This is a genomic window from Chloroflexus sp. (assembly GCF_034435895.1).
Classification (GTDB): domain Bacteria; phylum Chloroflexota; class Chloroflexia; order Chloroflexales; family Chloroflexaceae; genus Chloroflexus.
In genome coordinates this window covers 1-14,316 of the sequence record NZ_DAOTWH010000200.1, presented here as the reverse complement: position 1 = coordinate 14,316, position 14,316 = coordinate 1, and the positions used below count along the sequence as shown (strand labels likewise).

The window sequence follows — 14,316 nt, the reverse complement described above, 5'->3', positions numbered from 1 at the left end:
CAGCCAGCGCAGCGCCGCCGCCCGCACCGCGCCCCGCCCCACCCCGGCCCAGATCGCAAAAGCCACTGCCCCTCCGATCAGGCTGATCCAGACGACGCCTACTCGCCCAAACCCACCTGACCCAAAGAGCGTAACCCCAATTTCCACCAACCGCAAAAACCCGCCAATCCCCAGCGCAATCAGCAATACCGCCGCCAGCAAGCAGCCCATCACCCACGAACGACCGGCGCGCGGCGCTGTTTGGTCGAAAGATGCCATAACGATCCGTGTTATACTTTCTATAGATTGCAATGATGCAATGCTTCCTCAAACCTGCGCGCAGGAGGAAAATGTTCCATGGATGATCAATCGCTCTCAGGCGTAGCTGATAGTAATCATACCATTGCCGGCGAGACGGATGATCCCGCCACCCCCGATGACAAACCGGGTCACGAATGCGGTGTGTTCGGCATTGTCGCCGCTGACGCCGATGTCGCCCGCCTAACCTTCTTTGGTCTCTACGCCCTCCAGCATCGCGGCCAAGAGAGCGCTGGCATTGCGGTGAGCAATGGTCGCAGTATTCGTTACTACAAGAATATGGGGCTGGTTGCGCAAGTGTTCGATGAAGAAAAGTTGCGCCCGCTCAGCGGCTATATGGCGATCGGCCATACCCGCTATTCCACTACCGGCTCCTCAAAGCTAGAGAATGCCCAACCCTTCGTGGTCGAAAGTGCCTTGGGGCCGCTGGCCGTCGGCCACAACGGCAACCTCACCAACGCCGCGTCGCTGCGCCGCGAGCTGTTGCAGCGCGGCGTCGGCCTGACCAGCAGCAGCGACAGCGAAGTCATCACCCAGATGCTGGCCGGCGGCGAGGGGCGGACGTGGGAGGAGAAGCTGAAGGTCTTTATGGTGCGGGCCCAAGGCGCGTACTGTTTGACCGTGCTCACCCGCGATGCGCTCTACGTGGTGCGTGATCCGTGGGGCCTGCACCCGCTCTGTCTCGGCCAGCTCGGCGAACAGGGGTGGGTGGTCGCTTCCGAGAGTTGTGCGCTCGGTACAATCGGGGCTGCATTTGTGCGCGAGATCGAGCCGGGCGAGATTCTGAAGATTACCCTCGATGGGCCGCAGGTGATTGCCCGCCAACCCTCGCTGCACACCGCCGCCTGTCTGTTTGAATACATCTACTTCGCCCGCCCCGACAGCATGCTGCACGGTAAGGTGCTACACGCGATGCGGGTGGCGCAAGGCCGTGAATTGGCTCGTGAAGCGCCGTGCGACGCCGATGTGGTGATCGCCGTGCCCGACAGCGCAACGCCGGCAGCGATCGGGTATGCGCAAGAGTCGGGCATTCCTTATTCGGAAGGCTTAATTAAGAACCGCTACATTGGCCGCACCTTCATCCAACCCGATGACCGGCTGCGCAAGTTGGGCATCGCGCTCAAGTTTAATGCGTTGACCGACAATCTGGCCGGCAAGCGGGTAGTGCTGGTTGATGACAGCATCGTGCGCGGCAACACCAGCGGCCCGATTGTGCGCCTACTGCGCGAGGCCGGCGCGCGCGAGGTGCATGTGCGCGTCTCGTCGCCGCCGATCCGCCACCCCTGCTTCCTCGGCGTTGATATGGCGACTTACCCCGAACTGATCGCCCACCGCCTGACGATCGAGGGCATTCGCCAACATCTTGGCGCTGATAGCTTGGCCTACCTGAGCTTGGAAGGTTTGATCCGCTCGACTGGACGCGACCCGGCGACCTTCTGTACCGGATGTTTTACCGGCCAGTATCCGGTTGAAATTGAGGTGGTCGATAAAGAGGTGTTTGAGGTGCGGTAGTAGGGGCACAGCGCTGCTGTACCCCTACTGTGCCCCTACTACCCCTCCCCCACGATCCGCTCACGGTAAGCGGGTGGTTGGCGAAAGCGTGTCGCTTGCTCGAAAGCATACGCCAACCGGATCAGCATCGGTTCCGACCACGCCCCGCCGATAAAGTTGATCCCTATCGGCAAGCCAAACGCCATCCCAGCCGGCGCCGTCACCATCGGGTAGCCGGCCCGCGCCGGCAACGAACTGCTGCCGCCAAGGTAGCGGTCGCCGCCGATCAGATCGATCGGCCATGCCAACCCGGTCGCCGGCGCGACCAGCGCATCAAGCTGTTGTTCGTAGAGCACGGTATCCAACGCCTTCCGCGCTTCATCGCGGCTGGCTGCCAACGCCTGTTGGTAGGCCGGATCGTCAAGATCACCCACCGCCGCCGCTTGCAGCAGCAGCTCTTGGCCAAAGAAGAACAATTCGCGCTCGGCATGTTGTTCGTTAAACGCAATCAATTCGGCCAACGAACGCGGCGCCGGCGTAGCTGCGTGCGGATCGGGAATCCGCTCGGCTAGATAGCGGTTGAGCGTCGTCTTGAACTCGTAGAGCAGCACCGTTAGCTCAGCCTCGCTAAAGGCCAGCAACTCCTCTGGCAGCTTGACCGGATCGACAATGTGTGCGCCGGCCTCTGCCATCGCTGCCACCGCCGCCGCCAAGGCCTGCTCGACGTGGCGGCCAAAGCCGGCAAAGCGATCGCTCCGCAACACGCCGATCCGCGCCCCGCGTAGCGCATCGGCTTGCAAGCAAGTGCGGTAATCAGGCCGAACGTAACCGGCGGCGGCTGCCGTCGCCGGATCGCGCGGATCTGGCCCAGCAATAATGCCAAGGACAGTAGCGGCATCGGCGACGCAACGGGCATGCGGCCCCACCGTATCTTGGGTGAAACTGATCGGAATCACACCGGCCCGGCTAGTTAAGCCAACGGTGGGTTTGATCCCAACCACGCCGCACAGCGCCGACGGGCACGAGATCGAGCCGTCGGTTTCGGTGCCGATCGCGACCACGCACATACTGGCCGCGACGGCAATCGCCGAGCCTGAACTTGACCCGCACGGACTGCGCGCCAACACGTGCGGATTGCGCGCCTGCCCGCCGCGCGCACTCCACCCGCTCGACGAGGAGGTGCTACGGAAGTTGGCCCATTCGCTCATGTTGGCCTTGCCCAAGATCACCGCTCCGGCGGTGCGCAGCCGGGCAACCACCGTTGCTTCCGCCGCCGGACGTGAACCGAGCAGCGCCAGCGACCCGGCGGTCGTCGCCGTATCGTCGAGCGTGTCGATGTTGTCTTTGAGCAGGATCGGGATGCCGTGCAAGGGGCTGCGCGGCCCGCGCGCATCGCGTTCGGTATCGAGCGCAATCGCCGTTTCGAGCGCCGACGGACTGACCTCAATAACGGCGTTGAGACACGGCCCCGCCCGATTGAGGGCTTCGATCCGTGCGAGGCAGGCCATGGTCAACGCTTCGGCGCTGATCGCGCCGCTTTCCATTGCCTCCTGTAGCTCGGCAATGGTGGCTTCGTAGGCAATGGCCCCGATCGAGCTGGTTGGGTCGTTGGTGGTCATGGCCTCCTCCGAGCTTGGTACGGGCATACCACGGTATGCCCGTACAACCTGCCCGTACCGCTACAAAATCTTCACCGGTGTCAATAAGCCGGGCCGTTCGCGATTGGCCGCCTCAATCGCCTCGGCGGAACCTAAGACCGCCACTTGGCCGTGATCGCGCAGCGCCGCTGCCGCTTCGGCAAAGACGACGAAATCAGCCGGCGTGGTCGCCAACACCTCGTTGCGAATCTGCTGGCGATACTCGTCGCTCACACTGGTTAGGTAGCGTACCAGCGCCGTGTAGCCCTTGGCATCCGGCAACTGGTAAGCATCCATATCGCCGATAGTGCCGATAATCGCCCGTTCGACCGTCGCCGGATCGAGCGCCGTTTCGCGCAAGAAGGTCGCCATTTCGTCGTACACATCAAGCGTGCGCAAGAGGTTGGGGTCACGGTACGAGGTGGTGATGAACAGGCCGGTGCTGCGGTCGTAGTTGCCGCCAGCACCGTAGGCCCCTCCCTGAATGCGGATGCGGTCGAGCAGGTAGTCAATGCGCAGGTGGCGTAACACTACCATTGCTGCGCCGCTGGGCCGGATGCCAAGCGCATGCAGATCAACCCCCTTGGCGACGTAGTTGACCTGTGCCGGGATCACCAACCCTTCGCCACCCGCGACGCTGCGCACCGGCCAGTGCGCCGGATGGTACGCGGCATCGGGCAGCTCAGAGAGGAAGGCGGTCAGCATGGGCAACACCGCCTGCTGGTTGTCGGCATCAAGGGTGAGATTCGCTACCAAGCCGCGCCGGTTGATCAGCGCCGCCCGCACCGCCTCGAGATCAGCCAGCACGCTCGGCCAGTCGTGTTGCACCTGCTGCTCAAGCTCGCGCAGGAAGAAGATCGCAGAGACGCCACCCATCTGTTCGTCGGCCCACTCAGCCGGGGCAAAGCGGGCGGCGAGGCGCTGGCGCGCATACGCATTCCCTGCCGGCACTAGCGACGACTCCTTGTTGGCGCGCGCGCGCAGCACGATCTGGCGGAAACGTTCGCGATTGTCGAGATTCACCGTTAGCAGAATCTCGCTCAGTAGTCGCAACAGCTCGGTTGTTTGGGCCACGGTGCTCTTGCCACGCACGATCAACCGTCCCACCGGCGCGGTGCTCACGATGTCGGTCGCTGTCATCGTGGCCGCATAGATGCCGCCGGTTTCCCGCCCGATCCGCTGCAACAGGCGCACAAAATCCGACGTCGCCGTGCCCATCTCGGTCAAGGCGCGGGCAAAGAGCGGCACGTAGGGCAAGAGGTGGGGCGACAAGGCGCGCAAATCGAAGGCCAGATCGAGATAGACGATGCCGTTGGTAAACAGATTGTGGCGTAACAACCGCGCCCCGCCCCGCTCGTCAATCTCGGTCGGGATGCGTTTGACAGCGCGATCAAGATCGGCAAGGCGCAAGGTGGGGATGGCGGCAATCGCTTCGGGCGGATCCGGCGTCTGCTGCCACTCGGCCAGCGCCTGCGTCTCGGCGACCAGCGCCTCCCGCTTGGCATCATCGAGGGTCGCGGCGAAGGCGTCAATCCGGGCCTGCTCGGCGGCGGCCAAGCGGGCAGCGTGTTCAGGATCGGGACGCAAGGTCACGCGGGTGCGGTGCAGATTATCGAGCAGCAACTCGCGGATCAGGCGCTCGAAGACCCGCTCGCCGTTGGCTACCGCCGCGCGCACCGCCGCCAGCGGCGCCTCAAACCGCAGCGGCGCAATTGGATCATCGTCGTACAGCCACGTGCCCAACGCGCGCAGCATCAACACCAAGCCGCGCGGGAAGCTGCCAGTATTGTTCTCGCGCAAGCTGAACTCGAAGGTGTTAAACGCAGCCGCCACGGTCTCCGGATCAATGCCTTGTTCGGCGAGTTCGGCCAGCGTGCGCAGGATCAACGCCTCGACCTGCCCGGCGTTCGCGGGATCGATCCCCTTCATGCCAACCGAAAAGGTCTGCTGCAGGAGATCGCTCTCGTAACCGCCGACCACCTCTTCGCCCAACCCCGAATCGATCAGCGCCTTGCGTAACGGCGCCGCCGCGTTCCCCAACAGAATATAGCTCAGCAAATCGCGGGCCATCAACACCGTTGGATCGCGATTATCATCAATCAACCAGTTGAGCATCACCATGCCCTTCTGGTTATCTTCATCGGCGCTAAAGGTGTACTCAAACTCGCGCGGCGCGTTAAAGCGGGCCTGCAGCTCGATCTGCGAAGACGGTTCGCTCCGCTCAAACTGGCTCAGGTACTCATCGAGCTTGCGCAGCCGCTCTTCCGGCGGATCGTCGCCGTAGAAGAAGATGCGCGCGTTCGAGGGGTGGTAGAGCGTTTCGTGGAAACGCTTGAACGCCTCGTAGGTCAAATCAGGGATCGCCTGCGGGTCGCCGCCCGACGAATGGCCATAGGTGGTATCGGGGAAGAGCGACTGCTGCGAATAGCGGTAGAGCATGCCATCGGGCGACGAATAGGCCCCCTTCATCTCGTTGTACACCACGCCCTTGATCGTGAGCGGCGCATCAGGCGCCGGCAGCTCGAAGTGCCAACCCTCTTGCTTGAGCACTTCGGGCGTGATGCGCGGGAAGAAGACCGCGTCGAGATAGACATCCACCAGATTGTAGAAGTCTTTTAGGTTGGTGCTAGCGACCGGATAAGTCGTCTTATCCGGGTAGGTCATCGCGTTGAGAAAGGTATGCACCGATCCCTTCACCAAGGTGAAAAAGGGGTCTTTGACCGGATACTTGCGCGACCCGCAGAGCACCGAGTGTTCGAGAATGTGGGCAATGCCGGTTGAGTCGCGCGGCGGGGTGCGGAAGGTAATGCCGAAACATTTATTCTCGTCGTCGTTTTCGAGCGAGAGCAGTTCAGCGCCAGTCTTGAGATGGCGATACAGGCGAGCGCGAGTGTTGAGTTCGGGGATGAACTCATCGCGCAGCAGCTCAAATCCGTGCAGATCCGTCATGACAACCTCGTCTGGTACAATAGCGCATAGGTGCTTAGAGAGTATTGTACCAGAAGCCTTTCATCCATGGCGACCACTGAACCCCAAACTGTTTCGATCATCTGCACAGTGCGCGATGAAGCCGATAACATCGCCGCGCTGATCGATTCAATGCTGGCCCAGACCCGCGCCGCCGGCGAGATTGTGATCAACGATTGCCAGAGCGTTGATATGACGCCGGCCATCGTCGCCGCTTACGCTGCGCGCTACCCGCAGATCAAGCTGGTGCGCGGCGGGCACAATATTTCGTCGGGCCGCAATAATGCGATTCGCCACGCGCGCGGCCCGATCATCGCCAGCACCGACGCCGGTCTCACCCTCGATCCGCACTGGCTGGCGCGAATTGTCGCCCCCATCGAGGCCGGCGAGGCTGATGTCGTTGGCGGCTTCTTTCACCCCACGCCGCGCTCGCTCTTTGCGCTGGCGCTAGGAGAAACCAACTATCGCCGCAGCAGCGAGATCGATCCGGCAGCCTTTCTACCGTTCGGCAAATCAATGGCCTTTCGGAAAGCGGTGTGGGAAGCGGTTGGCGGGTTCCCTGAATGGGCCAGCCACTGCGAAGACCTGCTCTTTGATCTGGCGGTCGCGCGGGCCGGCTTTCGCCGCGTCTTCGTGCCGGAAGCGGTGGTGCATTTCGCGCCGCGCCCCACCCTGCCCGCCTTCATTCGCCAATACTACACCTACGCTCGCGGCGACGGAAGGGCCGGGTTGTGGCCGCAACGCCATGCCTTACGGTATGCCGTATACCTGACGCTCAGCGGCCTGTTGGGGGTGGCGATCAGCCAGCCGCGTTTGCGCGCGCCGGTTGGGGCGCTGATTGGGCTAGGAGTAGCCGCCTACACCCGCGGCCCCTACCGCCGGCTCTGGCCCAAACTGCGCGGCAGGCCGCTCGGCGAACGGCTGGCGGCCTTGGCGCTGGTGCCGCTGATCCGGCTGACGGGTGACATTGCCAAGATGGTTGGCTACCCGGTCGGGGTGTGGCGGCGCTGGCAGGAACGAACGTAACGGCGATGAGTGCAACAAAAAGTTTTTCACAAAACTTCTCTTACAACAACTTTATGGTTGTCAAAGTTGTGCGCTTTGACCGATAAACTCCTCAATCCGTTGAGATCAATCCTATCTTGACGATTCCGCAACTGGTGTGTAAACTACTAAGCAATATTAAACCCTATCTTCGCAACGAATTGATGGTCACAAACTGTCTGGCTTAGTTCCTAATGCTATGCCAGTGATGAGAACACCCTACCTCAGGCGCGAGGTAGGGATGTTCACGGTTCATCATGTGCCGGCAAGCAATGATGAGGCCACCCATATTATTGGCAATGTGAGGGAACGCCGCAATGCAACCCGGATGAGCAACACCGGCGGATCGTGTGCGGTAAAGGTCGTTTGGTTGCGCGAGCTGGTTCCTATCACCTGCCGGCTGATGCGAACCACCTGCCTGAACCAGCTTGCCAACATCGAGCCTGTATAGCCCCCCCACGGCGGCTATGCTGGGATTCCAGCAATAGATGTTCCAAAGACGGAAAGGAGAGGCGCATGGTCAAGCGAATGGTTCTCCTCTGGTTAGCGCTCGCGCTAGCGCTCACGGCGTGCGGGCAAAACACCGGCACAACTAGCCAACCCACCACAGCGCCGGCTCAACCCACCCCCGCGCCGAGCGGTGAGAAACTACGCCTCATCATTGGCACTGGCGGCACCGGTGGCGTGTTCTTCCCTTATGGCGGCGGTCTGGCCCGGATTTTGACTGAAAAGATGCCCAATACCGAAGCCACGGCCCAAGAGACGGGCGGCTCGGTTGATAATCTCAAACTGTTGCAGAACGGTGAAGCGCAAATTGGCTTCACGACCGCCGACTCGGCGTATGATGCGATCAACGGCGTAGCAGCGTACAAAGACACCGGCAAGGTGCCGGCAGCCGCGATTGCTGTGCTCTATCAGAGCTTCATCCACGTCGTGGCCCGCGCTGACGCTGGCATCACCAGCGTGGCCGATATGAAAGGCCGGCCCGTTTCGATCGGCTCGGCAGGCAGCAGCACCGAAACGGCTGCGATCCGCTTGCTCGAAGTCGCCGGGATGACCGTCGCCGACATTATCCCTGAAAATCTGGGTGTCGCCGACTCGGTAGCCGCGATGAAAGACCAAAAGATCGATGCCTTCTTCTGGATCGGCGGGTTGCCGACGGCTGCCGTGACCGATCTAGTGACTACGGAAAAGGTGGTCTTCATTGATACGAGCGCCCTATTGAAACCGCTGGTTGACAAATACGGCCCGATCTATGCGGCCACGGTATTGCCCGCCGGCACTTACAAAGGCGCCGATCAAAACGTGCCGGGGATCGGTGTCGCCAATCTGTTGGTGGTGCGCGAAGATATGCCGGCTGATCAGGTAAAGGGGATTTTGACCACCATTTTTGACAACCTCAACGAAGTGCATCAGATCCATCCGGCTGCGCGCACGTTGTCACTTGAATCGGCGGTCAAAGGCTCGTCGATTCCGTTCCATCCTGCAGCCATCGAGTTCTACAAGGAACGGGGCGTCTGGAAAGAGTGAGCATCGTCACATCGCGCAGATTGCAGATCTCAATGAAGTGCGGCAGTTTGACTGCCGCACTCCAACGCATGAACTGCGAGCGTAACCGGCGAGGAAGCGAACCGTTAGCCGGCAAAGAAATTTTCGCTGTGCGTGCAGCATTGCGCTGGCGCGCATTGGAATGCGGTAACGTAGCTGCCGCACTGCCAGCGCATCCGTCGCCTGAACGGATCACTTCAGGCTACCAATTTGATATGGTCACAAAGAGGTACCACTTATGAGCGCCGCCGCCAATCCGCCCAATGCTGGCTTGCCCGATGCCGATGAGATTAGTCGCGAAAAAGTTGAACAACTTATCGAAGAATTCGAGAGCGAGTCGGCAACGCGCAAGCTCAGCGGCTTATGGGCATGGATTGGGGGGATCATAGCGGCGTCGCTTTCAGTGTATGCCCTCTATTGGACGCAGGCCATCATCACGACACAGGTGTACCGGGCCACGTTTTTAATGCTGGTCTTGGTCTTGACCTTCCTCTACTACCCATTTCGGGCTAAATCCCGCGCCAATGTCGCGTGGTATGACATCGTACTGGCTGCGCTGAGCGTGGCCAGTATGGTCTATCTGAGCCTCTATTTTCGTGAAGCCTTGCAACGAGTCACCCAACCCACGCCGATCGAATTGGTGATGGGTGGCATTATGCTGCTGTTGGTGATCGAAGCGACCCGGCGCACCACCGGCTTAGCGCTGACCCTCGTGGCGATTGGCGCGATTTTGTATGCGTTGTTCGGCTACCTCGTCCCCGAACCATTCGACCACCGCGGTATCTCGCTGCAACGACTCATCGGCACCAACTATCTGACCCTGCAAGGGGTCTTTGGCGTTCCGCTCGATGTGGCAGCCACGTTTATCGTCTTGTTCACTATCTACGGCGCAGTGCTGGAATATAGCGGCGCTGGCAAGTTTTTCATTGATTGGTCGTTTGCCGCGTTGGGCAAATCGAAAAGCAGCGCCGGCCCCGGACGCACCGTCGCCGCTGCTGGCTTTTTGCTCGGTACCGTCTCAGGTAGCGGTGTCGCGACCACCGTCACCCTTAGCTCGCTGTCGTGGCCAATGCTGCGCAAAGCCGGCTACGACCGGACGGTAGCCGCCGGTATGTTGTCGGCGTCTGGCATTGGCGCTACCCTCTCGCCGCCGACGCTTGGCGCAGCCGCCTTCCTTATTGCCGAATACCTCGACATATCATACCTTGATGTTTTGATTATGGCCATGGTGCCAACCATTCTCTACTATCTTTCGATCTTTCTGATGATCGAAGCTGATTCACGGTTGTTGCACACACGGCCAGTTGATATTAAAACCGAACCGCTGTGGGATTTAACCAAAAAATTTGGCTATCACTTCTCTTCCCTCTTTGCCGTCGCCATCTTGATGGCCATCGGTTTAACGCCATTTATGGCCGTCTATTGGTCAATTGTGATCGCCTTCCTGCTCAGCTTCCTCCGTCCCGAAACCCGGCTCACCTCGCTCAAGGCGCTAGCTGCCGGCGCCGCGCTCACAGCGGTATTAATGCTGCTGGAAGTCACCGGGGTCTTGCCGCGCATGCGCCCGTCACTTGCCATCTTCTGGGGCATGATGCTCACCGTTGGTATTGCTGCCGCGATTGCTCTTTACCGGCGGGTAAAAAACGTGCCGGGTGAGGATGAGAATATGCGCATTCTGCGCGCTCTAGAGTATGGCGGGCGGAGTGTGATTTCGATTGCGGCCACGACGGCCTGCGCCGGCATTATTGTGTCAGTCGTCACCTTGACCGGTTTGGGGTTGAAGATTTCGGGTATGATCGTGAATCTCGGCGGTGGCAACATCTTGTTCACGATCTTCTTCGCGGCGCTGGCCGTCTGGGTATTGGGCTTAGCCGTTCCGGTCACTGCATCGTACATTCTGGCAGCGGTGATGATTGTACCGGCATTGCGCCAAGTGGGTGTGCCCGAACCGGCGGCGCACATGTTCATCTTTTACTACGCGGTGCTGGCCGACGTTTCGCCACCCACGGCACTGGCGCCGATGGCCGCCGCCGCAATTACCGGCGGCAAACCATGGCCAACTATGTTTATGGCGTGGAAGTATTGTATGCCGGCGTTTCTGACGCCGTTTATGTTCACCCTGACGATAGACGGCGCCAGCTTGTTGCTGTTATTGCCCAAGATGGGGTCAGCCGCCAATGAGGTGGCGCTAGCCTTCCAACCGGCGTGGTACGAAACACTGGCTGCGGGGGGATGGGTCACGATTGCAATCACGTTCCTGACTAGTTGCGTGGCGGTGGGTGCGCTCGCAGTTGCCTTCGGCGGATGGCTCTTCCAGCAGGCGAATCTCATCGAGCGCATTATCATGGCGATTGCCGGCCTTGCGATGCTCTACGCCGATTTAGGTTCCGATACGATCGGCTTTGGCCTCTTTATTGCCGGCTTGATCATCCATGTGATCCGGATCCGCTTCCTGCGCAAATCGCAATCAGTGGAAACGGCGCCGCAGATCGGCGAGACGCAGCAATGATCAGCCATTGCCGCGTTTCGTCATGTTAGGCTGTTGTGGCTAGTGATCGCTGGCGGCGTTTGAACAAGCGGATGATCTTGTCAATGATCACGACCACGATGGTGATCAGGCAAATCTTGATCAACGCTTCACCCAGATCGCCGGCGTTCGCCAGTGAGGGCGCTTCATTGATATGGTGATCGCCGCGACCAGTAAAGGCGCCGCGTTCTCGCTCGCCGCCAAAGACGACCGCACCGCGTTCCCGCGCCCGAAACCCCTCTTCACGCGCCGCCGCTTGCGTCACCGGCAGCAGATGATTCACCCGCAGCCAATTGAACCCCATCGCCACCAATACCGCCACGCCAACAATGATCAAGATGCGTCCGAGCGTTTTCATTGCCTCACCTCCTCTAGCCGCGCCGCTGCTGCCGTAGGTTGGCGGGCCGGTTTGCGCGATGGCCAGAGCCGGCGGAACATGCCGGCAATCCAACTCCAGTGGATCGCGACGTGCAAACCGAGGATGATCACCGTCAGATCTGACGCCTGCCGGTGGAGAATTTCGAGCGTGCGATCGCGCGGCATCGTGATCCCGAACAATGGCAACGCTGCTCGCGACATCAACACGCCGCTGGCGACGGTAACGGTAAACGCGAGAAACAGCAGTGCATTGAGCAGAAAGTTCAAGCGCGACCGCCACGTCGTTTTGGCCAATAGGCGCTTACCGATGGTGATAATCCATTGCCAGTGCAGCAGGACGTGGGTGATCAGCGCCGCCGCCAACGCCAAACTCAACCACTCGTGGATGGTCAACCCGCTGAAACTCGGCGCAGTGGCGATGAGAAAGGCGATGAACATTGCGCCGTCGATGAGAAAGTTGCGCCAGTTTTGATTCGTCTGCTTCATGTCACACCTCTGTCACAATTGCTGTTTGCACTTTTACTGTAAGGCGCAATTGTGAAGAAGTTGTGCAGGGGTTTGGTGAAGGTAGTGAAATCTTGGCAACGCCACATGCAGACCTCAATCGGTGAGAGCATTCACTCAGGAAGGAGCAGTGATGCCAACGTTAGAGGGATGGGCCTTTTTGGCCCTTATGGCCTGTTTGGCAGGGATCGTCTTCGCGCTCACACTCTTTGAAGGAAGCGCGGCAATCATCGTGAGTGTGATCGCAACCCTGCTGGGCATTTTATCCGGCGGGTTGTATGCGGCTTCGGTCAGGCAACAACAATAATTGCACACTTATCAGCCACTAAACGCGGCGCATTGGCAGGGAGGCATAGTGCGCGCCGGAGGCGCTGCTGGGGCAAAAAACAAACCGGTACGAGACGATGACAGCCTCGCACCGGTTTGAATGGGAGCGCAATTAGCGGGTCTTAACACCAAACGGCAGATACAACGGGCAGAAACCGATCGCGCTAGTGGCGACGAACACGATCGCCACAATCCCGGCGATCCAAGCCAGCGCCCCGGTCAAGACTTGGGTGACGATCATAAATCCAAGCAGCAACGCCACAATCACCCGCGCGATCCGATCAATATTGCCCATGTTCGGTGTCATTGCCTTCCTCCTCGTCAGGTTATTCCTGTTGTGCCTATTGCTACTATAGCCAAACGGCCAGCGCCGATCAGTGACAAAGTCACGTTGGCAGGAATCTGGAGTGCGGCAGTCAAACTGCCGCTCAGACGCAACGCGAGCAAAGACGCAGTAGAGCTGGACGGCTGTCCGCCTCCGCAAAGACACAGAGGATTAAAACGCAAAGGCGCAACGCGGGCAAAGACACAGAGGATTAAAACGCAAAGGCGCGAAGAATGCAGAGAGCGCCAAGGCGTTTTGAGGGGCGGGGGGTGAGGGCCAGCAGCCCGCGCAGCGGGCTTCGTACCCCTAGCCCGGCCCTTCAGGGCCGGGTTCTGGCCGGAAAAGGGTTGATGTAGGGGCTTTTCCTGCACCCCCTCGCCCTGACAACCGGGCCATCGCTATGCAACTCCACTTGTGGTATCGTATGCCGGTACGCGCACGCAACGGAGACGAACGGCATGCGGATTCTCTTTATCACCGGCGAATACCCGCCGCAGCCGGGAGGCGTCGGCGACTATACCCAACGGCTAGCGCAGACGCTCGCAAGCGCAGGGATCGAAGCGATCACGCTGACGGCAAGGCATGGCCGCTGGCAACTCTGGCGGGCAACGCCTAATGGTGATGAGGCATTGGTTGCGCCGGGGGGCCGGGCCAGTTGGCGGCTGGTTGCTGCCGGACGGCTGGCGCGGCTGGTGAGCCGCATCCGGCCCGATTGGTGCCATATTCAATATCAGACCGGCGCATATCAGTTGCAGGTTGGCGTCAATGTGCTGCCGTTGCTCTTGCGCCGCACTGGAGTCGCGAGCGCCATCACCTATCACGACTTGTTGCCGCCGTACCTCTTCCCCAAGGCCGGGCCAGTGCGCAAGTGGGTGACGCTGTTGCCCGCGCGCGCAGCCACTGCGGTGATCGCTACCAACCCCGAAGATGAAGCCACCCTGCGCAACGCTGGCCTCCAGCCCCGCTTGATCCCGATTGGGGCCAATATCGAACCGGCCCTGCCGCCCGATTACAATCGCGCTGCGTGGCGGGCGCGGCTAGGTGTGGCTGCCGGCGAGGCGCTTATCGGCTATTTTGGCCTGTTGTCACCGGGCAAGGGGGTGGATATGCTGATCGATCTGGTGGCCGGCCAACCGCATTGGCGCTTGCTGATCATCGGCGGCGCCGCCACTGCCCCCACTGACCGCGCCTACGCCGCTGCGGTGCAGCAACGCCTCGCAACCACCGGCCTGCGCGATCGGGTCATCGTCACCGGCCACGCCGCCGCCGAG

General features: G+C 60.6%; 12 protein-coding genes and 1 pseudogene. 7 read left to right on the top strand and 6 right to left on the bottom strand.

Annotated features, from left to right (window positions below; genetic code table 11):
- A pseudogene (locus U9R81_RS11830) lies at window positions 1-258 on the bottom strand (peptidase S8); the annotation flags it as partial.
- Between the two features lie 78 nt (window positions 259-336).
- Here U9R81_RS11830 and purF point away from each other — a divergent pair.
- A complete protein-coding gene (gene purF / locus U9R81_RS11825; RefSeq protein WP_322495653.1) occupies window positions 337-1,809 on the top strand; it encodes an amidophosphoribosyltransferase in 1,473 nt (490 codons plus the stop codon).
- A 38-nt stretch (window positions 1,810-1,847) separates the two neighbouring features.
- Here purF and U9R81_RS11820 read toward each other — a convergent pair whose 3' ends face one another.
- Window positions 1,848-3,407 (bottom strand): amidase, encoded by a 1,560-nt coding sequence (locus U9R81_RS11820; protein WP_322495652.1) that lies wholly within the window; start codon window positions 3,405-3,407, stop codon window positions 1,848-1,850.
- Between the two features lie 60 nt (window positions 3,408-3,467).
- A complete protein-coding gene (locus U9R81_RS11815; protein WP_322495651.1) occupies window positions 3,468-6,374 on the bottom strand; it encodes an insulinase family protein in 2,907 nt (968 codons plus the stop codon).
- Between the two features lie 66 nt (window positions 6,375-6,440).
- Here U9R81_RS11815 and U9R81_RS11810 point away from each other — a divergent pair, with 66 nt between their 5' ends.
- The 4 genes from U9R81_RS11810 (at window position 6,441) to U9R81_RS11795 (ending at window position 11,493) form a co-directional block, all read left to right on the top strand.
- Window positions 6,441-7,418, top strand: a complete 978-nt coding sequence (locus tag U9R81_RS11810; protein ID WP_322495650.1) for a glycosyltransferase — start codon at window positions 6,441-6,443, stop codon at window positions 7,416-7,418.
- 259 nt (window positions 7,419-7,677) lie between these two features.
- Window positions 7,678-7,887, top strand: a complete 210-nt coding sequence (locus U9R81_RS11805; protein ID WP_322495649.1) for a hypothetical protein — start codon at window positions 7,678-7,680, stop codon at window positions 7,885-7,887.
- Window positions 7,888-7,952: 65 nt separating this feature from the next.
- A complete protein-coding gene (locus tag U9R81_RS11800) occupies window positions 7,953-8,966 on the top strand; it encodes a TAXI family TRAP transporter solute-binding subunit (protein WP_322495648.1) in 1,014 nt (337 codons plus the stop codon).
- 256 nt (window positions 8,967-9,222) lie between these two features.
- Window positions 9,223-11,493, top strand: a complete 2,271-nt coding sequence (locus tag U9R81_RS11795) for a TRAP transporter fused permease subunit (protein WP_322495647.1) — start codon at window positions 9,223-9,225, stop codon at window positions 11,491-11,493.
- Between the two features lie 25 nt (window positions 11,494-11,518).
- Here U9R81_RS11795 and U9R81_RS11790 read toward each other — a convergent pair whose 3' ends face one another.
- Both U9R81_RS11790 and U9R81_RS11785 read right to left on the bottom strand, forming a co-directional pair.
- Window positions 11,519-11,869, bottom strand: a complete 351-nt coding sequence (locus U9R81_RS11790; protein ID WP_322495646.1) for a hypothetical protein — start codon at window positions 11,867-11,869, stop codon at window positions 11,519-11,521.
- Window positions 11,866-12,375 carry a DUF4405 domain-containing protein gene (locus U9R81_RS11785; RefSeq protein WP_322495645.1) on the bottom strand — a complete coding sequence of 170 codons (510 nt, stop codon included), beginning with the start codon at window positions 12,373-12,375 and terminating at the stop codon, window positions 11,866-11,868. Before U9R81_RS11785 ends, U9R81_RS11790 begins: the two co-directional genes overlap by 4 nt.
- A gap of 151 nt (window positions 12,376-12,526) precedes the next feature.
- Between U9R81_RS11785 and U9R81_RS11780 the strand changes: the two genes are divergently transcribed.
- Window positions 12,527-12,700 carry a hypothetical protein gene (locus U9R81_RS11780; RefSeq protein WP_322495644.1) on the top strand — a complete coding sequence of 58 codons (174 nt, stop codon included), beginning with the start codon at window positions 12,527-12,529 and terminating at the stop codon, window positions 12,698-12,700.
- Between the two features lie 132 nt (window positions 12,701-12,832).
- Here the strand turns inward: U9R81_RS11780 and U9R81_RS11775 are convergent, their stop codons facing one another.
- Entirely contained in the window at window positions 12,833-13,027 is a 195-nt protein-coding gene (locus U9R81_RS11775; protein ID WP_066784123.1) for a DUF2892 domain-containing protein, read from the bottom strand.
- 476 nt (window positions 13,028-13,503) lie between these two features.
- Here U9R81_RS11775 and U9R81_RS11770 point away from each other — a divergent pair.
- Window positions 13,504-14,316, top strand: an 813-nt coding sequence (locus U9R81_RS11770) for a glycosyltransferase (protein ID WP_322495643.1), incomplete at its 3' end; no start/stop codon positions are given.